Genomic DNA, 17642 nt, shown 5'->3' with positions numbered 1-17642 from the left:
ACCGCCGGTCACCCGGCGATTGGTCAATCCTCGACGATCAGGCTGCGGTCCTTCGTTTCGGGGAGCATCAGCGTTGCGACGCCTGCGGCGGCGATGATGAAGGCCACGTAGAAATAAAACAGCCACTCGACCCCCGCGCCCTTCAGTCCGAGCGCGACCATTTCGAGCGTTCCCGCAAACAGCGCATTGCCGATGGCATAGGGCAGGGCGACGCCAAGACCCCGGATATGCGCGGGGAACAGTTCGGCCTTCACCAGCGCATTGTTGGCGCTGTAGCCGCTTTGCAGGGTGATCGGGATCATGATCAGCAAGGTCGCGACGATCGGTGAGGTCACCGTCTCGAGGGTCTGGAAGGTCGGCACCGCGGCAATCGCGCCGCCGATACCGAACAGCAGCAGCATCGGCTTGCGCCCGAATTTGTCGGCGAGCGCCCCGAACACCGGCTGCATCGCGGTAAACCAGAGGAGGACGGCGGCGATGATATAGGTCGCGGTCGCCTTGTCGAAGCCCACGGTGTTGAACAGATATTTCTGCATATAGCTGGTGTAGGTGTAGGCGCCGAGCCCGCCGCCCGCCGACAAGATGCCGACGAGGATCGATTCGCGGCGATGCTCTTTCCACAGCAGCTTCGCAGTCGAGGCGGGGCGGTCGACCGCCTGATTCTGGAACGACGGCGTTTCGGCGAGGTTGCGGCGGAGTACATAGACGCCGAGCGCAAGCAGCGCCCCGATGACGAAGGGAATGCGCCAGCCCCAGGCGGTGAGTTGCTCCTCGGTCAAAAAGCCCTGCAGCACCACCGCGACGAAGATCGCGCAGAGCTGGCCGCCGATCAGCGTCATATATTGGAAGCTGGCCCAGAAACCGCGATTCTTGCGCGGCGCCATTTCGGAGAGGTAGGTGGCGCTGGCGCCATATTCGCCGCCGAGCGACAGGCCCTGCAACATGCGCGCGACGAGCAGCGTTGCGGGGCCGAGCAGCCCGGCGACCGCATAGGTGGGGGCGACGGCGATCAGCAAGGAGCCGCTGAACATCAAGGCGACCGACAGCGACAGCCCCGCCTTGCGTCCGCGCGTGTCGGCGAACCGCCCCATCACCCAGGCGCCGATCGGCCGCATGATGAAACCGACGGCAAAGATCGCGGCGGTGCTCAGCAACTGCGCGGTGGGGTCGGCCTTGGGGAAGAAGACGGGCGCGAAATAGATCGCGAAAGAGGCGTAGGCGAACCAGTCGTACCATTCGACCAGATTGCCGAGCGACCCGCCGACGATCGAAACCAGCCGTTTGCGCGGTATCGCCAGGCTCTTCATCCGCATCCCCCTTTTTTGCCATCATCCCGGCGAAGGCCGGGCTCTCGCCGGCGCGTCACGATGCGGGGCTGAGATCCCGGCCTTCGCCGGGATGACGGATGATTATGTATCAGCGGATTCCGATCACCGATAGCTGGCGGCCATAGCTGTTCTCGGCTTTATGACACGCGCGGCGATAGCTGAAATAATCCTCGGCTTCGGCATAGGTGTCGTGCCCGCCGATGGCAATTCGCGTCACCCCGGCGGCGGCGAGGCGCGCGGCGACATAGGCCGCGATGTCGAACATCGCATGACCGGGCTTGCCGGCGGCGAAGAAGCGCTCGTTGGCCGGATCGTCGGTCAGGAAGGTGGCGACGAAGCCCTCGTCGACCTCGTAGGAGGCGCGCCCGATACACGGGCCGATCGCGACCGCGATATTGGCGCGCGCGGCGCCCAGGCTTTCCATCGCGGTCAGCGTCGCGTCGGTGACCCCGGCGAGCGCGCCCTTCCAGCCGGCATGCGCTGCACCTACGACGCCGGCTTGGCGGTCGGCGAAAAGGACGGGGACGCAATCGGCGGTCAGGATGCCGAGCAACAGGCCGGGCGTCCGGGTCGCGAGCGCGTCGGCCTCGGGGCGGGCGGCGAGGTCGGTTTCGCCGTCGACGACCACGCAGCGATTGCCATGGACCTGATAGAGTCCGGTCAGCGCCGCGCCGGGCAACACGGCTTCGGCAACGCGGCGGCGGTTCTCGGCGATCAGCGCCGGGTCATCGTCCGATCCGAGGCCGCAGTTTAGCGACGCGAGGTCGCCGGTCGAGACGCCGCCGCGCCGGCCGAAGAAACCATGGGGGACGTCGGCGAGCGCGTCGGACCGGACGAAGGGGACGCTCACAGGTCGAGCCGGAAGAAGCGGTCTTCGTCGACATGGTTGCCGACACGAAACGCATTGCGGCCGACGTCGTAGAAACCATAGCGGCGGTACACCGCCTGTGCGCGCGGATTGTCGGTGAAGACCGAGAGATAGAGGATCGAGGCGCGCGCGCGCGCCCAGCCGATGCCCCAGTCCATCAGCGCGGTGGCGACGCCGGTGCCCTTGGCGGCGTCGGCGAGATAGATCTGGTGGAGTTCGACCGCGTCGTCGGTCGGCTGGTCGGCGGGAAGCTCGAAGTCGAGCGGGCCCATCTTGGCGTAACCGAGGATCGCGCCGGCATCGTCGCGGACCATCGCGATCGACCAGTCGGGATCGGCGATCTGGGCGCGGAACCGGTCGGGCGGGTTCCATGTCGACAGGAAGAGCGCGAGGTCGGCGGGGTCGTAGATATGCCCGAAGGTGGCGGTAAAGGCCGTATTGGCGAACGCCGACAGTGCCTCGGCGTCGGCGATGGTGGCGGGAGTGAGGACGATCATGCGGCAAATCCTGCGGGATGGGGCCAGGCGGGGTCGAAGGCGGTGAGGATCTGGAACAATTCGCCCATCTCGCCCGCCTCGACGAGGCGGTGGCGCTGGCCCTCGAGTTCTTCGGCGCGGGCGGGCGAGGCGGCAATCAGCGATTGGAGCCGCGCGTCGATCCCGAGCCGCTGGAGCCATAGGCCCTGGCCGACGGGACCGGCGACGGTGAGCCCGCCGCGCCGCGCCGCCGCGGTGAGTGCGGTGAAATCGACATGCGCGGTGAGGTCGACCTCGCCGGCGCGCTCGAAGGGGTCGGCGTAGCGGTGGCTCGATACCGCTTGCAGCGTGTCGCCCGCCGCGGGGCCGCGATAGCCGTAATCGATCGCGAGCATCGCGCCGCCGCTGTGCGCGATGCGCAGCGCGCAGCCGTGCATGACCGCGGACGCGGCGGGGCTGGTTTCGACGACCGTCCCGACGGGCTGGGTGCGGAGCAGGGGCGCGACGTCGGCGTCGACCGGGGTGTCGCCATGCTGCGTCACGAGCCGCGCGCCGTCGCGTGCGACCAGCCGCTCGCGCCAACCCTCGGGGGTCGCGAGGAACTGGCGGATCGGCAGCGCGTCGAAAAACTCGTTGGCGACGATGAGCAGCGCCGCGTCGCCGGGCAGGCTTTCGACGGCGTCATGGTGCCGGGCATCGGGAACGCGCGACAATTGCGCCGCACGCAGCGCCAGGCTGGTTTCGACCAGTTCGACGCCGACGGGGTCGCAGCCGAAACGCCGCATCGCGCGCAGCGCATCGGCGGCGAGGGTACCCCGACCGGGGCCGAGTTCGACATAGCGAAAGGCCGGACGCCCGGCGCGATCCCACAGGTCGGCGCACCAGATGCCGACGAGTTCGCCGAACATCTGGCTGATCTCGGGCGCCGTCGTGAAATCGCCCGCGGCGCCGAGCGGGTCGCGGGCCGCGTAATAATGGCCGTTCGCCGCCGCCATATAGTCGGCGAGGCTGACCGGGCCGTCCGTCCAGAGGCTTTCCAGCGGACTCTCGTCAGGCAACGCTGTCGGGTCCGGCGATCGGTTCGACGCGCTGGCGGCGGCGCTTGGCGGTGAGGACCAGCCACAGGCCGATGACGATCATCGGCACGGTCAGCCATTGCCCCATCGACAGCCCGGTGCTTTCGACGACCCACATCCGCTGGCTGTCGGGGTTGCGGACGAACTCGACCGCGAAGCGGCTGACGCCATAGATGATCGACGCCATGCCGACGAGCAGGCCCGGCTTGTAGCGCGCATCGGTACGCCAGAAGAGCCAGGTGAGGACCGCCATCATCAGCAGCCCTTCGAGGCCGGCTTCGTAGAGCTGGCTCGGATGGCGCGGCAGCGGGCCGGCCTCGCCGGGGAAGATGATCGCCCAGGGAACATGGGAAATGCGCCCCCACAGCTCGCCGTTGACGAAATTGGCGATGCGGCCGAGGAACAGGCCGAAGGGGATGACGCACGCGACATAGTCGCAGAAGCGCAGGAAGCTGAGCTTTTCCTTGCGCGTCACATACCAGATCGCGATCAGCACGCCGATGACGCCGCCGTGCAGCGACATGCCGCCGTCCCACAATTTGAAGATCGTCGCGGGCTTTTGGATATAGGCTTCCAGATTGTAGAAGAGCACATAGCCGAGGCGGCCGCCGAGGATGATGCCGAGCATCGCATAGAAGATCATGTCGTCGGCGTGGCGGCGCGCCATCGGGGCGCCGGGCTGGTCGATCAGCTTGAGCAGATACCAGTAACCGAGGAAGATGCCGGCGAGATAGGCGAGCGCATACCAGCGGATCGGCCAGCCGAAGACGCTGAACGCGATCTCGGAGTTTTCCCCCATGAGATCGTGGAAGTTCACATATTGCGTTGCTTCGGCTAAGGTTGCAAAAAGAAACATATAGTCGCGCTGTCCTTCCCCAGGAGAGGCCTCCCCATAAGGGGTATGGCGAGCGAGACCAAGAGGAGAGATGCCCGATGCCATCCGCGCTCGATTTGCGCCTGGAAGCCGCCTATAATCTGATCACGGGTCCCGCCGGCCCGATCCAGGTCGGAACGGTCGAACGTTTTGGCCGGGACCTTCCCTTTATTACGAACGCGCCGACCAACCTTGCCGATTATGTTGCGTTTTTTGCTGCGCAGCATGCCGATGCGACCTTCCTCGTCGAGGGCGACGAGCGGCTAAGCTTCGGCCAAGTCTATGCCGCGGCGCGCAAGGTCGCGGCGGGATTGATCGAGGGTCATGGCGTCGAGCGCGGCGACCGCGTCGCCATCGCGATGCGCAACGCCAATGCCTGGTGCGTGACCTATATCGGCGTGCTGCTCGCGGGCGGCTGCGCGACCTTGCTCAATGGCTGGTGGCAGGGCGGCGAACTCGCCGCCGGCATCGCCGACAGCGAAGCGAAACTGGTGATCGCCGACGTCCAGCGCGCCGCGCGACTCGAGGAGGTCGCGCATGGCGCGAAGGTCATCACGCTCGACCTGCTGAAGCCGATCGACGAAGCGATCGCACCGATCACGTCGGCGGGCGGCAGCGCCGAGACGGTTTTGCCGGTGCTGACCGGTCAGGACCTGGCGACGATCCTCTTCACCTCGGGGTCGACCGGCCAGTCGAAGGGCGCCTATTCGCGCCACGAGGCGGTGGTGCAAGCGATCTTCAACTATGTGACCCAGACCGCGAGTATCGTGCACCTGTTGACGCAGGACGGGCTGATGTCGGACATCCAGCCCGCGACCCTGATCTGCACGCCGCTGTTCCACGTCACCGCCGAAATCCCGGTTTTCCTGCAGAGCATGGCGCTGGGGCGGAAACTCGTTCTGATGCCCAAGTGGAACGCCGAAGAGGCAATGCGGCTGATCCAGGATGAGCAGTGCAATTATTTCGTCGGCGTGCCGCTGATGAGCTATGAGATTCTGACCCATCCGAACCGCAAGAACTACGACCTGTCGACGTGCAAGAGCTACGCCGGCGGCGGCGCCCCGCGCCCGCCCGAACATGTGAAGCGGCTGTCCGAAGAGATGGGCGATGCCAAGCCCCTGCTCGGGTACGGGCTGACCGAAACCAATGCGGTCGGTTGCGGCATCATCAACGAAAATTATCTCGCCAAGCCGATGTCGACCGGCCCGGCGTCGAAGCCGCTGGTCGATCTCGCGATCCTCGACGACAATGGCGAGGAACTGCCGCAGGGCGGGGTCGGCGAGGTGTGCATGCGTTCGGTTGCCAATTTCGAGGGCTATTGGAACAACCCGGCAGCGACCAAGGCGGCGTTTTTCGACAGCGGCTATTTCCGTTCGGGCGACCTCGGTTACGTCGACGAGGACGGCTATCTGTTCATCGTCGACCGCAAGAAGGACATCATCATCCGCGGCGGTGAGAATATCAGCTGTCAGGAAGTCGAGGCGGCGATCTACGAACATGCCGACGTCAATGAATGCGCGGTCTTCGGTCTGCCCGACGAGCGGCTGGGCGAGGTCGTCGGCGCGGTGATCTGGGTGAAGCCCGGGTCGACGGTCGACGACGGCGCGATGTGTTCGTTCCTCAGCGCGCGGCTGGCGCCGTACAAGGTGCCGTACAAGATCTGGATGTCGAACGCGGCGCTGCCCAAACTCGGCAGCGAAAAGATCGACAAGGTGTCGCTCAGGAACCAATATCGCGCGCAGTTCGCGACCGAGGTCGCGGCGTAACCAAAGCGAGGAACGAAGCGAATGGGGGATATGGCCCAGCCTGAAGCCCCCACCGTTCCGCCCGGCGCGGAGCAGCCGCGGTGTGTCTATCGCCACCGGCTGCCGACGCGCATCTGGCATTGGGTCAATGCCGTCACGCTGCTCATCCTGCTGATGAGCGGGCTGATGATCTTCAACGCGCATCCGCGCCTCTATTGGGGGCAATATGGGGCCAACCCCGACCATGCATGGTTCGCGGTCGGGGCGACGCCGACGACCGGTTTTGTGCGGATCGGCGAGACGCGGATCGAGACCACCGGGGTACTCGGGCGCTGGACCGATGCCAAGGGCGTCGAACAGACCTGGGCCTTCCCGGGCTGGGCGACGATCCCCACCAAATACAGCCTTGCCGACGGGCGGCGTTGGCATCTGTTCTTTGCTTGGGTGCTCGCGATCGGGCTGACGCTCTATATGCTCTGGACCGCGATCGGCGGGCATTTGCGACGCGACCTGCACGTCCGGCGGCACGAATGGTCGCCGCGCCATATCTGGCACGACATCAGGGATCATGTCCGGCTGCGCTTTCCCAAGGGGGAGGCGGCGGCGCGCTATAATATCCTGCAGAAGCTGAGCTACATCGGGGTGATCTTTGTCCTGCTGCCGCTGATGATCTTCACCGGACTGACGATGTCGCCGGGGATGGGCGCGGCCTGGCCGTGGCTGCTCGACATTTTCGGCGGACGCCAGTCGGCGCGCTCGCTCCATTTCATCGCGGCATGGCTGCTCGTCGCGTTTTTCTTCGTCCATATCGTCATGGTGTTGCTCGCGGGGCCGGTGAACGAGATCCGTTCGATGGTCAGCGGCTGGTTCAGATTGCCGCCGGAGAAGGGCGAATGAGCGATATCCTTCTTCCACGCCGCCAGTGGATCGCGCGCGCGGGCGGGCTGGTCGCGGCGGCCGGCGCGCTGCCGCTGCTCGCCGGATGCGACGCGATCAACGAGGCACCGATCACGCGCAAGATATTGTCGATGGGCGAGGACATGCATCGCGGCAGCCAGCGCGCGCTGATGAACCGCGACGCGCTGGCGCGCGAGTTCGGCCGCGCCGACCTGTCGCCGGTGTTCCGCTCGAACGGGACGAAGCTGCCGCCGGGCGCGGCCTATGCCGGCCATGCCGCAAGCGGGTTCGCCGACTGGCGCGTCGTGGTGACGGGGCTGGTGGCCAAGCCCCTGTCGCTGTCGATGGCCGATATCCGTACGATGCCGCAGCGGAGCCAGATCACCCGCCACGACTGCGTCGAGGGGTGGAGCGCGATCGGCGAATGGACCGGGGTGCAGCTCAGCCGCATCCTCGCGGCGGCGCAGCTCAAGGACGCCGCGCGCTTCATCGTCTTCCGCTGCGCCGACCGGATCGGCGACGCGCTCTATTATGAAAGCTGCGACCTGATCGACGCGCTGCACCCGCAGACGATCCTGGCGTGGGCGCTCAACCGCACCCTGCTGCCGATCGCCAATGGCGCGCCGCTGCGGCTGCGGATCGAACGCCAGCTGGGCTACAAGCACGCCAAATATGTCACCGGGATCGAAGCGGTCGCCAGCCTCGATGGCATCGGCGCGGGCAAGGGCGGCTATTGGGAGGACCGCATCGATTATGAATGGTATGCGGGGATTTAGGGTCCCCATGATATCGTCATTGCGAGCGTAGCGAAGCAATCCAGAGCGGTTTACGCATACTCTGGATTGCTTCGCTACGCTCGCAATGACGGAGATTTTACTTCGGATAGCGCGCGTTCATCGCGTCCCAAGTGAGCGCCACCAGCTTTTCCAGCACGCCCAGATCGACGTCGCCGAGCTTGTTGATATAGAGGCAGACCTTGCTGGTCTTGTGCTTGCCGAGCGCCGCGAACAGCGCGTCGGCCTCGGCTTGGCGGTCGCCATAATCCTCCATCAAATAGAGGGTGATCGCCGCCTTGCGCGGGCTGAAGCCGGCGCGCGCCATGGTGCCCGAATGGCCGCTGTCATAGTGATAGTCATAGCTGCCATAACCGATGATCGACGGCCCCCACATTTTCGGCTCGAGGCCGGTAACGCGGCGGTGGATCGCGTCGATCACCGGCGCCTCCTCGCGGCGGCGTTCTTCGGGGAGCGATGCGATATAGTCGGCGACGGTTACCTCGGTCGCCCTGGTCTTGATCTCGGTCTTGGCCATCTCGCGTCTCCTAGGTTTCGACGCGGCGCATCAACAGGCGCGCGGCGGGACCGAAACCGACCAGCGCGGCGCCGAGGAAGGGCAGGGCAACGACCCACAGGCGGACGCCGGTGACGCCGAGCGGGCTGGCGATGCTGATCGCCGCGGTCATCGCGAGCCCGGTGCAGATCATCAGCATGCCGAGGATCAGCCGGGCATGGGTGACGTCGCCCTCGGCCGCTTTGCCGCCGCTTTCGTAGCGCGCGAAGAGCAGGATGAAGGGGAAGAGCAAGGCGATATAGAGCAAAAACCAGATCGGACGCGCGAGCCACCATGCGGTGCTTCCCGGCTCGACATGAAGCCCGATGCCGCCGAGCAGCCACGCGGCGACCATCACCAGCACGAAGGCGGTGAGGTGCCAGAGATAGACGGTCATGATCATGCCGTTGATCAGGACCACCGTCGTCCATGCGGTGAGGCCATCGAGCATCGCGCGCGCGGGTTTTTCGAGCACGAGCGCGAGCCCGGTCTGCGCGATGCCGAGCGCGAGCAGTGCCAGCGTCGGCGGCATCGAATTGCTGAGCTCCGCGCCGGGCACCCCGATCATCGCGACCGGATAGGGGCCAAGGCCAACGAGCAGGCCGAGCGCGACCAGGCCCGCCGCCGCCCAGAGCAGCGGCGCGGCGATTCGCCCGTCGTGCCAGGCATAGCCGAGCTGGTGGATCGCGACCCACACGAAGACGAAGTTCAAGAAATTGACATAGGGAATGCCATATTGCAGCGTCGCGATGTCGATCACGACCGCCGCCGCGACGAGCGCGAAGAAAGACGTGAGGCCAAAGCGCCGCCACGCTGCATGGCTCCACGGCGTCAGCGCGGTGACGATCAGATAGACGGCGAGGAACCATACAGGGACGAGCGCGAGTTGCGTCGCCATCTTCACCACCGTGCGGTCGATGCCGGCCTGCGTGCCGAACAGGGTGACGAGCGCCCAGATCAGCAGCAGCGGCAGCACCGGGTTGATCAGCCGCCGGACGCGCGCCGCGAACCAGGTCGTGAAGCGCCCGCCATTGCGCTGGGTCGCCGCCCACGACAGCCCGTTCGAAAAACCGCCGACGAGGAAAAAGAGCGGCATCACCTGAAACCCCCAGGTCAGCCACTGCGTCCACGGCAATATGCCGAGCAGATGCCCGCCCTCGACCGCGCCGTCCTTCATATAGGGCGCGGCGACGAGCCAGTGGCCGACGACGACCGCGAGGATCGAAAAAGCGCGCAGGAAATCGACATAGCGGTTGCGTGTCGGCGGCGCCGCCTCGGCCATCGCGCGGGCGCGCGACCAGAGCGTCTTTTTGGGCGGCGTCGCGATGTCCATAAATCTCTCCTCGCCGGACAAGTGGACGGGAAAGAATGATAAAGCGTTAGCCACGATCCGCAACGGTCGTCCGCGCGGCGACCGCGTCGGTACCTTCCTGTCCGAAGGCAAGGACACGGGTGTCGTACCAATCCTCCCTGTCGCGAAGCGATGGGGAGGTGGCAGCCGCGAAGCGGGTGACGGAGGGGCCGACGCCGTCAGGCGTCGTGCGACCTTTCGGCCCCTCCACCACCGCCTGTGGCGGCGGTCCCCCTGCGGCCATTGGGAGAATTACTCACCCGTCGCAGTCGCTCCAATAATCCTTGTTCGTGGTGCAGCTTTGCAGCCCCGAATAATGGTTCACCAGGCACACGGTCTTCATCGGGCACGCCTTGAACACGCGCGGCTTGTACTCGGGGGGCGCCTTGGACTTGGTGAAGGCGCCGACGACCTGAGCGCGGAGCGGGATCAGCTGGCCGCGGATGTTGTCGTCGCCGCGCGCGATGCCCTCGTCCATCCAATAGAGAATCTCGTCTTCATGCGGCAGCGGGTTCTTGAGCTGGAGCAACGACGACGCCGCCATCACGGCGCCATAGGGTTCGCCCTGGTCGGCGACGATCCGCGACAGACGATAGGCGAGGTCGAAATCCTTCCTGGTGCCGGTGCCGCTGTTGATCATGTCGAACGCCATGATGACGGCGTAAAAATGCCCGCGCTCGGCGGCGGACTTGAAGGCGGCGAAGGCCTTTTTCGGGTCCTTTTTCGTCCCGATGCCCTCCAGATAATAGAGCCCGGTGCGATAGATGGCGTCGATGTGGCCCGCCGCCGCCGACTGGCTGAGCAGTTCAAACGCCTTGGCCGGGTCCTTCTTGCCGCCGATGATCCCGGCGCCATAGAGGGTGCCGACCGAATAGAGCGCGACCGGGTCGCCAAGGTCGGCGGCCTGCTCGATCAGCGCCAGCCCGTCCTGCGGGGTGCCGCCGGCGACGCTGCTGTTGATCCACGCGTGGCCGATCTCGCTGAGCGCGGCGGGGTCCTTCTGTTTCTGCGCATAGGCGAGCGCGGCGTCGCGGCCTTCGGTCGTGCGAATATACCAGTTGCCGCCGCGCGCGGTCATTTCGGGCAGCGGCGCGGGGCAGGGGGTGCCGGCATTGGCGCCCGCCTCATAGCTTTGCGCCCACACCAGCGCCGCTGCCGACGGGCTGGTCCCGGCCTTCTTCTCCGCCACCAACCGGTCATAGGCGTTATGGCAATCGACATTCTGGTTATATTCGCGGGTGGGGTCGGGCATCGCGCCGCCGGCGCTCAGCGTCGAGGAGGCCGTCGCCAGCGCGAGCAGCGGCGCGGCGAAGGTCAAGATCATTCGCATGACAATCATCCTGCAGGCGCGTCCCCCGCGCGATCATGCCGCATGGCGGGCGCGGAAACTTGTAAGAACGCGCCAAGGCGTTGCGCCGCGCGGATCGGCCTGTTAGGCGCCGCCCCGTCATTTCCCGCCAGAAGGTGCTGCCATGTCCGAGTCCATCAAGCGTGTCGTCCTCGCCTATTCGGGGGGGCTCGACACCAGCGTCATCCTGAAATGGCTGCAGGTGACCTATGGCTGCGAGGTGGTGACCTTCACCGCCGACCTCGGGCAGGGTGACGAGCTGGAACCCGCGCGCGCCAAGGCCGAGCTGATGGGGATCAAGCCCGAGCACATCTATATCGACGATGTCCGCGAGGAGTTCGTGCGCGATTTCGTCTTCCCGATGATGCGCGCCAATGCGCGCTATGAGGGCGATTATCTGCTCGGCACCTCGATCGCGCGTCCGCTGATTTCGAAGCGGCTGGTCGAGATCGCCAGGGAAGTCGGCGCCGACGCCGTGGCGCATGGCGCGACCGGCAAGGGCAACGACCAGGTGCGTTTCGAGCTCAGCGCCTATGCGCTGAACCCCGACATCAAGGTGATCGCGCCCTGGCGCGAATGGGATCTGACCAGCCGAACCGCGCTGATCGAATTCGCCGAAAAGCACCAGATTCCGGTGCCCAAGGACAAGCGCGGCGAAAGCCCCTTCTCGACCGACGCGAACCTGCTCCACACCTCGTCCGAGGGCAAGGTGCTCGAAAATCCGTGGGACGAGACCCCCGACTATGTCTATTCGCGCACGGTCAATCCCGAGGACGCGCCCGACATTCCGGAATATATCACGGTCGATTTCGAACGCGGCGACGGCGTCGCGCTGAACGGCGAGGCGATGTCGCCCGCAACGTTGCTGACGGCGCTCAACGACCTCGGCCGCAAGCATGGCATCGGTCGGCTCGACCTCGTCGAGAACCGCTTCGTCGGCATGAAGTCGCGCGGCATGTACGAAACGCCGGGCGGCGAAATCTACGCCCGCGCGCATCGCGGCATCGAAAGCATCACGCTCGATCGCGGCGCCGCGCATCTGAAAGACGAGCTGATGCCGAAATATGCCGAGCTCATCTACAACGGCTTCTGGTTCGCCCCCGAGCGCGAGATGCTGCAGGCGGCGATCGACCATAGCCAGGAAAAGGTGTCGGGCACGGTGCGGCTCAAGCTCTACAAGGGCAATGCCAGCGTCGTCGGCCGCAAGTCGCCGAACAGCCTGTACAGCGAGCGCCATGTGACCTTCGAGGACGATGCCGGCGCCTATGACCAGAAAGATGCGGCGGGCTTCATCAAATTGAACGCGCTGCGCCTGAAGTTGCTGGCGAAACGCGACCGCTGACGCTTCGACCCGTTCGGGGCAGGAATCGCCGCAGCGAACGGCCGGATCGATCGCATGCGGTCGACCCGGCGTCCTGCGCGTGATACCTACCGTCCCGGCAATCGAACGATAATGTCGGGAAGAGGCTGCCACCATCCAATGGGGTAGCGGACATGGACGAATGGAACGCGGAGGACGTGACCTCCGAACGCGACGATTGGGAATGGCGCACTGTGCTGGTTCCGCGCTTTGCGCTGAACGTCAATCGCACCGGGATGCGCACGCGCTTCATCTGGCCGGGGCGCTATCTGGTGCGCTGGTCGCGGACCTATAAACGTTACGTCTATCGCCGCCATTGAGGCCCCGCTGGCGTGCCGCGTTTCGCTGCGCTAAGGGCGCGACATGACCGCGACCCGCTTCTTCTCCGACAATGCCGCGACCGTCCATCCCAAGGTGATGGAAGCGCTGGCGGCCGCCAACCACGTCGACACTGCCTATGACGGCGACGCGCTGAGCCAGTCGCTCGACGCGACCTTTTCGGAGCTGTTCGAAACCGACTGCGAGGTCGTGTGGATCCCGACCGGCACGGCCGCGAACAGCATCATCCTCGCGCATTTCGTGCGGCCCTGGCAGGGCATCCTCTGCTATGAAGAGGCGCATATCGAAGTCGACGAATGCGGCGCGCCGAGTTTTTATTCGGGCGGCGCCAAGCTGATGACGCTGCCCGGTGCGGGCGCGAAGATCGACGCCGAGGCGCTGAAAGCGCGGATCGCCGCGATCCGGAACGACGTGCATCAGGTCCAGCCCGCCGCGATCAGCATCACCAACGCGACCGAATATGGCCTCGCCTGGCGCCCCGACGAGGTGCGCGAGATCAGCGAGATCGCCAGGAGCAAGGGGTTGAAGCTCCATATGGACGGCGCGCGTTTCGCCAATGCCGTCGCCTTCGCGGGTTGCGCGCCCGCCGATGTGACCTGGCGCGCCGGGGTCGATGCGCTGTCCTTCGGTTTCACCAAGAACGGCGCGATGATGGCCGAGGCTTTGGTTTTCTTCGGCGGCAGCGGCGGCGCAGGCGTGCGCGAACTCAAGAAGCGCGGCGGCCACCTGCTCAGCAAGGGGCGTTTCGTCGCGGCGCAGATCCGCGCGATGCTCAAGGACGATCTGTGGCTGGCCAACGCGCGCGCCGCCAATGCCGGCGCCGCGGCGCTCGCGGCGGCATGCGGCGACCGGCTGATGTATCCGGTCGAGGCGAACGAGCTGTTCGTGCGGATCAGCGCCGAGGATGCCGCTGACCTGCGCGCCAAGGGCTTCGATTTCTACGACTGGGGCGAGGGTGCGGCGCGGCTGGTGGTGAGCTGGGACCAGGACGCCGAAGCCGTCGCGCCGCTCGCGGCAGCCATCGCGGCGCTGTGAGCGCGCAGCCCAGCCTTTTGACGCCGCGCGTCCTGCTGCCGTTCGCGTTCATCACGCTGATCTGGGGCTCGACGTGGATCGTCATCACCGGGCAGCTGGGGGTCGTGCCGCCGAGCTGGTCGGTCGCCTATCGTTTCTTCGTCGGCGCGGCGGCGATGTTCGCCTATGCGCTGTGGCGGCGCGAATCCTTGTTGCTATCGGGCTGGGCGTGGGGCTTCGCGGCGCTGCTGGGCCTCGCTCAATTCGCGTTCAACTTCAACTTCGTCTACCGGTCCGAACAGCATATCACCTCGGGACTCGTCGCGGTGCTGTTCGCGCTGCTGATCGTGCCGAACACCTTGCTCGGGCGCGTCTTCCTCAAGACGAAGGTCGAGGGGCGCTTCCTCGCCGGGGCGGGAATCGCGATCGTCGGGGTCGGCATGATGATCCTCCACGAATATCGTGCCGCGACGGTCGGCGCGGGCGAGGTGCTGCTCGGCACGGTACTGGCTTTGAGCGGGGTGATGAGCGCATCGACCTCGAACGTCATGCAGGGCGCCAAAATCGCGCGTGCGCAATCGATGGTGGTGATGATCGCCTGGGCGATGCTGTTCGGCGCGCTCGGCGATGCGAGCTTCGCGTGGATCACGACGGGGCCGCCGGTCATCGAGACCACGCCCGCCTATATCGCCGGGGTGCTCTATCTGGGCGTGATCGCGAGCGCGGTCACCTTTCCGCTTTATTTCAACATCATTCGCGAGGTCGGGCCGGGACAGGCCGCCTGGTCGAGCGTGCTGATCCCGATCATCGCGATGGGATTCTCAACCGTGCTCGAGGGCTATCGCTGGGCGCCGCTGTCGATCGCGGGCGGTGCGGCGGCACTGGTTGGGCTGGCGATCGCGGTGGCGAAGCGGCCCGACAAGCCCTCGGTCAGCGGCGGGACGGTGTCGGTGCCGGTCGACAAGGCCGACTGACCGGGTCGCTCGCAGCGCGTCAGGACCGCTCCTCGCCCACCATATGGTCCGCGACGCTGTATGAATGGCTCGCCTGATAGGCGTTCCGGCCGCGGTTCATATGCGTCAGGTTGAAGGCGCGGATGCCCCGCAAGGCATGTGCGTTCGACAGAAAGGCGCGGATGGATGCGGCGCTGCGAACCCTGATCCCGAGCATATCGGCGCCGTTCGGAAAGAAGCAGCTCACATCCTCGGGTGCGGCGACGCATCGCTCGAGCAGCGGGTGGTCCACCTGTTCGGGATCGCACGACCCGTCGGCGGTGAAATCCGAAAGATGGACGATGAACCGCGCCCGTAGATCGTCGCCGTCCGCATAGAAGGTGAACAGCTCCATCCAGCTCGCATTGACGCGGACGAGCGGCTTGTCCGAGGTCGAGGGCAGGCACGAGACCGACCAGTAATGGCGCTCGGTCAGGCGCGGCACCGGGATGCAGGCGGCGGCGTACAGGCCGAGGATCGCCAGCAGGTCTTCCGCCTGCGGGCGGCGCAGCAGTTTTTCGAAGCGCCCCGCATATCTGAAGCGTTGCTCGATCGATTCGGCCCGCTCGTTGGCGTCGGGCGGACGATACTCGCCTTCCAGCCAGCCGTGTTGCTGTTCGGGATCGAGAAACTGGCGCAGCCCCTTGGCGGCGCGGTGCGATGCACTGGTCATGCCGCGACCATGCGCTCGCGCCCGTCGATCGGCAATGTTTCTTGGTCGAAGGCGGTTCGGATTTGGCGCTGGCCAGTCTAAACGCAACATCATGAAAAATATCGCCTTCGCATGCGCCGTCGCGTTCGCCGCCCTGTCCTCGCCCGCCACTGCGCAGCCCGCCTGCGCGCCGGGCACCTATGCCGCCGCCGACGCCGATTTCGTCGTGCTGGCGCCGGTGCCGAGCGTCCCCGCGCCGGGGCTGCGCTATCTGTTCCGCGACGGGCGCCGCGGCGCGACGAGCGAGGCGGCCGCGCCGCTGGCGTGCCGCGACGGCATGGTCGAAGTGCAGGGCGCGCGCTGGAACAGGATCGTCTTCCGCGAGACCCCGGCGCGCTTCGACAGCGTCGGCACCCCGCTGACCGGCGTGCTGATCGAACCGCCCGGCGCCGATGCCAAGCGGCCGCTGGTCGTGATGGTGCACGGCTCCGAACGCACGTCGCCGATCGGCGGCGTCTATGGCTATGCGATGGCGGCGCAGGGGATTTCGGTGTTCGTCTATGACAAGCGCGGGACCGGCGGGTCCGAGGGCGAATATACGCAGAATTTCGAATTGCTCGCCGCCGATGCGGCGAAGGCGCTCGACACCGCGCGCGGCCTCGCGGCGGGGCGGTACGGTCGTGCGGGCTTTTTCGGCGGCAGCCAGGGCGGCTGGGTCGCCCCGCTCGCGGCGACGCGCAGCAAGGCCGATTTCGTCGCGGTCGGTTTCGGGCTCGTCGCCTCGCCGATCGAGGAGGATCGCGAGCAGATGGTGTCAGAAGTCCGCGCTGCGGGACTCGGCAAGGATGCCGAGGCGCTGGTGACGCGGTTGTCGCAAGCGACCGCGACGCTGCTGCTGTCGAATTTCAGGGACGGTTATGACGCGCTCGAGGCGGCGCGGCGCGAGATGGCGGCGCAGCCATGGGCAGCGAAGATCGAGGGCGAATATAGCGGCGCGATGGCGCGGATGACGAACGAGGAACTACGCCGCGTCGGGCGCGCGCGCTTCGACAATCTCGAACTGATCTGGGATTATGACGCGGTCGCGGCGCTGCGGACACTCGACACGCCGCTGCTTTGGGTGCTCGCGGGTGAGGATCGCGAGGCGCCGATCGAAACCACCCGGACCGCGTTGATGGGCCTGAAGACGGCGGGCAAGCCGGTCGACGTCTATCTCTTCCCGAACACCGATCATGGCATGTTCGAGTTCACCACCGGGGCCGACGGCGAACGCAGCGTGACCCGGATCACCGACGGCTATCTGAAACTGCTCGGCGACTGGGTGAAGGGCTATGCGCGCGGCGCCTACGGCCGCGCAGAGCGCCTGACCGGCGGCTAGGGGCTCTTCGGTTCGCGTGCCCAGGGCGGCGGTGCGCTCGACGGTTTCAGGCAGGGTTCGATGTCGCGCAGCATCTGCTCGCCCCAGTCGGCGGGGTTGCCGCTGCCGTCGGCGTTGCCGCGATAGACGAAGGCGCCCGCAAGCTGCTGCATCGTCCCGTTGGCGACTTGCTGGCCGGCTTCGGCCGTAACCACGGTCAATTGGCCTTCAAAGCTGGTGAAGCGCATATTCTCGAACGCCGGTTGGTCAGGCTGCAGGACGATCCGCATATGCGGTGCCCAGCGTGCGTCGGGAAGTCGCATCAGCCGCTTGCGTGCCGTTGGGCAAGCATCCAGCGAGGTTTCGAGCCATGCGTAGTCGTGCCGCAGCTTGTCGGGGGTGGCGGACAAGCGCTGAACGACGCGGACAATGGTTTGCGGCGCGTGACCGATGCATTGCTGCTCCTCGGCGGCGCCCGTCTCGCAGACCCGACCGATCGCGAAGCCCGTCTCGAAACCGGACCCGAAGGCCCCATAGTGTACGTAGGTGACGTCGGTTTCCGGGCTTTCGCCAAGAAAATAGAGCGCAGGTTCGTCTTGCCATTGTTCGCCGGCATGCGCTGCCAACGGCTGGAGC

The 17642-nt window shown here is 66.2% G+C and carries 18 protein-coding genes; 8 read left to right on the top strand and 10 right to left on the bottom strand.

Annotation, left to right across the window (positions count from 1 at the left end; genetic code table 11):
- Positions 1–23: 23 nt before the first annotated feature.
- The 5 genes from EEB18_RS05825 to lgt all read right to left on the bottom strand — a co-directional run bounded on the left by EEB18_RS05825 (position 24) and on the right by lgt (position 4604).
- Entirely contained in the window at positions 24–1307 is a 1284-nt protein-coding gene (locus EEB18_RS05825; RefSeq protein ID WP_187141628.1) for an MFS transporter, read from the bottom strand.
- A gap of 109 nt (positions 1308–1416) precedes the next feature.
- Entirely contained in the window at positions 1417–2178 is a 762-nt protein-coding gene (gene pgeF, locus EEB18_RS05820) for a peptidoglycan editing factor PgeF (protein ID WP_187141627.1), read from the bottom strand.
- A complete protein-coding gene (locus tag EEB18_RS05815; protein ID WP_187141626.1) occupies positions 2175–2693 on the bottom strand; it encodes a GNAT family N-acetyltransferase in 519 nt (172 codons plus the stop codon). Before EEB18_RS05815 ends, pgeF begins: the two co-directional genes overlap by 4 nt.
- Positions 2690–3730, bottom strand: coding sequence for a class I SAM-dependent methyltransferase (locus EEB18_RS05810; RefSeq protein ID WP_262408138.1), 1041 nt, complete (start codon positions 3728–3730; stop codon positions 2690–2692). Before EEB18_RS05810 ends, EEB18_RS05815 begins: the two co-directional genes overlap by 4 nt.
- Complete coding sequence (lgt, locus tag EEB18_RS05805) at positions 3723–4604, bottom strand: prolipoprotein diacylglyceryl transferase (protein WP_187141625.1); 882 nt, start codon at positions 4602–4604, stop codon at positions 3723–3725. Before lgt ends, EEB18_RS05810 begins: the two co-directional genes overlap by 8 nt.
- Before the next feature lie 77 nt (positions 4605–4681).
- Between lgt and EEB18_RS05800 the strand changes: the two genes are divergently transcribed.
- The 3 genes from EEB18_RS05800 to EEB18_RS05790 are packed head-to-tail and all read left to right on the top strand — an operon-like array spanning position 4682 to position 8040.
- Positions 4682–6388, top strand: a complete 1707-nt coding sequence (locus EEB18_RS05800) for a class I adenylate-forming enzyme family protein (RefSeq protein ID WP_187141624.1) — start codon at positions 4682–4684, stop codon at positions 6386–6388.
- Positions 6389–6418: 30 nt separating this feature from the next.
- A complete protein-coding gene (locus tag EEB18_RS05795) occupies positions 6419–7264 on the top strand; it encodes a cytochrome b/b6 domain-containing protein (RefSeq protein ID WP_262408137.1) in 846 nt (281 codons plus the stop codon).
- Positions 7261–8040, top strand: coding sequence for a molybdopterin-dependent oxidoreductase (locus EEB18_RS05790; protein WP_187141622.1), 780 nt, complete (start codon positions 7261–7263; stop codon positions 8038–8040). Before EEB18_RS05795 ends, EEB18_RS05790 begins: the two co-directional genes overlap by 4 nt.
- A 97-nt stretch (positions 8041–8137) precedes the next feature.
- On the opposite strand, the gene EEB18_RS05785 is transcribed toward EEB18_RS05790, so the two are convergent.
- From EEB18_RS05785 to EEB18_RS05775, 3 genes are all read right to left on the bottom strand, one after another.
- On the bottom strand, positions 8138–8575 hold the full coding sequence (locus EEB18_RS05785; protein WP_187141621.1) for a DUF1801 domain-containing protein: 438 nt from the start codon (positions 8573–8575) through the stop codon (positions 8138–8140).
- A gap of 10 nt (positions 8576–8585) precedes the next feature.
- A complete protein-coding gene (locus EEB18_RS05780) occupies positions 8586–9926 on the bottom strand; it encodes an acyltransferase family protein (protein ID WP_187141620.1) in 1341 nt (446 codons plus the stop codon).
- Positions 9927–10200: 274 nt separating this feature from the next.
- On the bottom strand, positions 10201–11274 hold the full coding sequence (locus EEB18_RS05775; RefSeq protein WP_187141619.1) for a tetratricopeptide repeat protein: 1074 nt from the start codon (positions 11272–11274) through the stop codon (positions 10201–10203).
- Positions 11275–11416: 142 nt separating this feature from the next.
- Here EEB18_RS05775 and EEB18_RS05770 point away from each other — a divergent pair, with 142 nt between their 5' ends.
- The 4 genes from EEB18_RS05770 (at position 11417) to EEB18_RS05755 (ending at position 14979) form a co-directional block, all read left to right on the top strand.
- Positions 11417–12634 (top strand): argininosuccinate synthase, encoded by a 1218-nt coding sequence (locus EEB18_RS05770; RefSeq protein WP_187141618.1) that lies wholly within the window; start codon positions 11417–11419, stop codon positions 12632–12634.
- Between the two features lie 152 nt (positions 12635–12786).
- Positions 12787–12972, top strand: coding sequence for a hypothetical protein (locus EEB18_RS05765; protein WP_056343085.1), 186 nt, complete (start codon positions 12787–12789; stop codon positions 12970–12972).
- A 43-nt stretch (positions 12973–13015) separates the two neighbouring features.
- A complete protein-coding gene (locus EEB18_RS05760; protein ID WP_187141617.1) occupies positions 13016–14026 on the top strand; it encodes a threonine aldolase family protein in 1011 nt (336 codons plus the stop codon).
- On the top strand, positions 14023–14979 hold the full coding sequence (locus EEB18_RS05755) for a DMT family transporter (protein ID WP_187141616.1): 957 nt from the start codon (positions 14023–14025) through the stop codon (positions 14977–14979). Before EEB18_RS05760 ends, EEB18_RS05755 begins: the two co-directional genes overlap by 4 nt.
- Before the next feature lie 19 nt (positions 14980–14998).
- On the opposite strand, the gene EEB18_RS05750 is transcribed toward EEB18_RS05755, so the two are convergent.
- Positions 14999–15670, bottom strand: a complete 672-nt coding sequence (locus tag EEB18_RS05750) for a hypothetical protein (RefSeq protein WP_187141615.1) — start codon at positions 15668–15670, stop codon at positions 14999–15001.
- A gap of 91 nt (positions 15671–15761) precedes the next feature.
- Between EEB18_RS05750 and EEB18_RS05745 the strand changes: the two genes are divergently transcribed.
- Entirely contained in the window at positions 15762–17027 is a 1266-nt protein-coding gene (locus EEB18_RS05745; protein WP_187141614.1) for an alpha/beta hydrolase family protein, read from the top strand.
- Here the strand turns inward: EEB18_RS05745 and EEB18_RS05740 are convergent.
- Positions 17024–17632: a hypothetical protein gene (locus tag EEB18_RS05740; protein WP_187669085.1), complete on the bottom strand. Its 609-nt coding sequence runs from the start codon at positions 17630–17632 to the stop codon at positions 17024–17026. The genes EEB18_RS05745 and EEB18_RS05740 overlap by 4 nt on opposite strands.
- Between the last annotated feature and the right edge of the window lie 10 nt (positions 17633–17642).

The organism is Sphingopyxis sp. OPL5 (assembly GCF_003797775.2).
Lineage (GTDB): Bacteria > Pseudomonadota > Alphaproteobacteria > Sphingomonadales > Sphingomonadaceae > Sphingopyxis.
The sequence above is the reverse complement of the archived record's forward strand: the minus strand, read 5'-3'. Positions and strand labels throughout refer to the sequence as shown.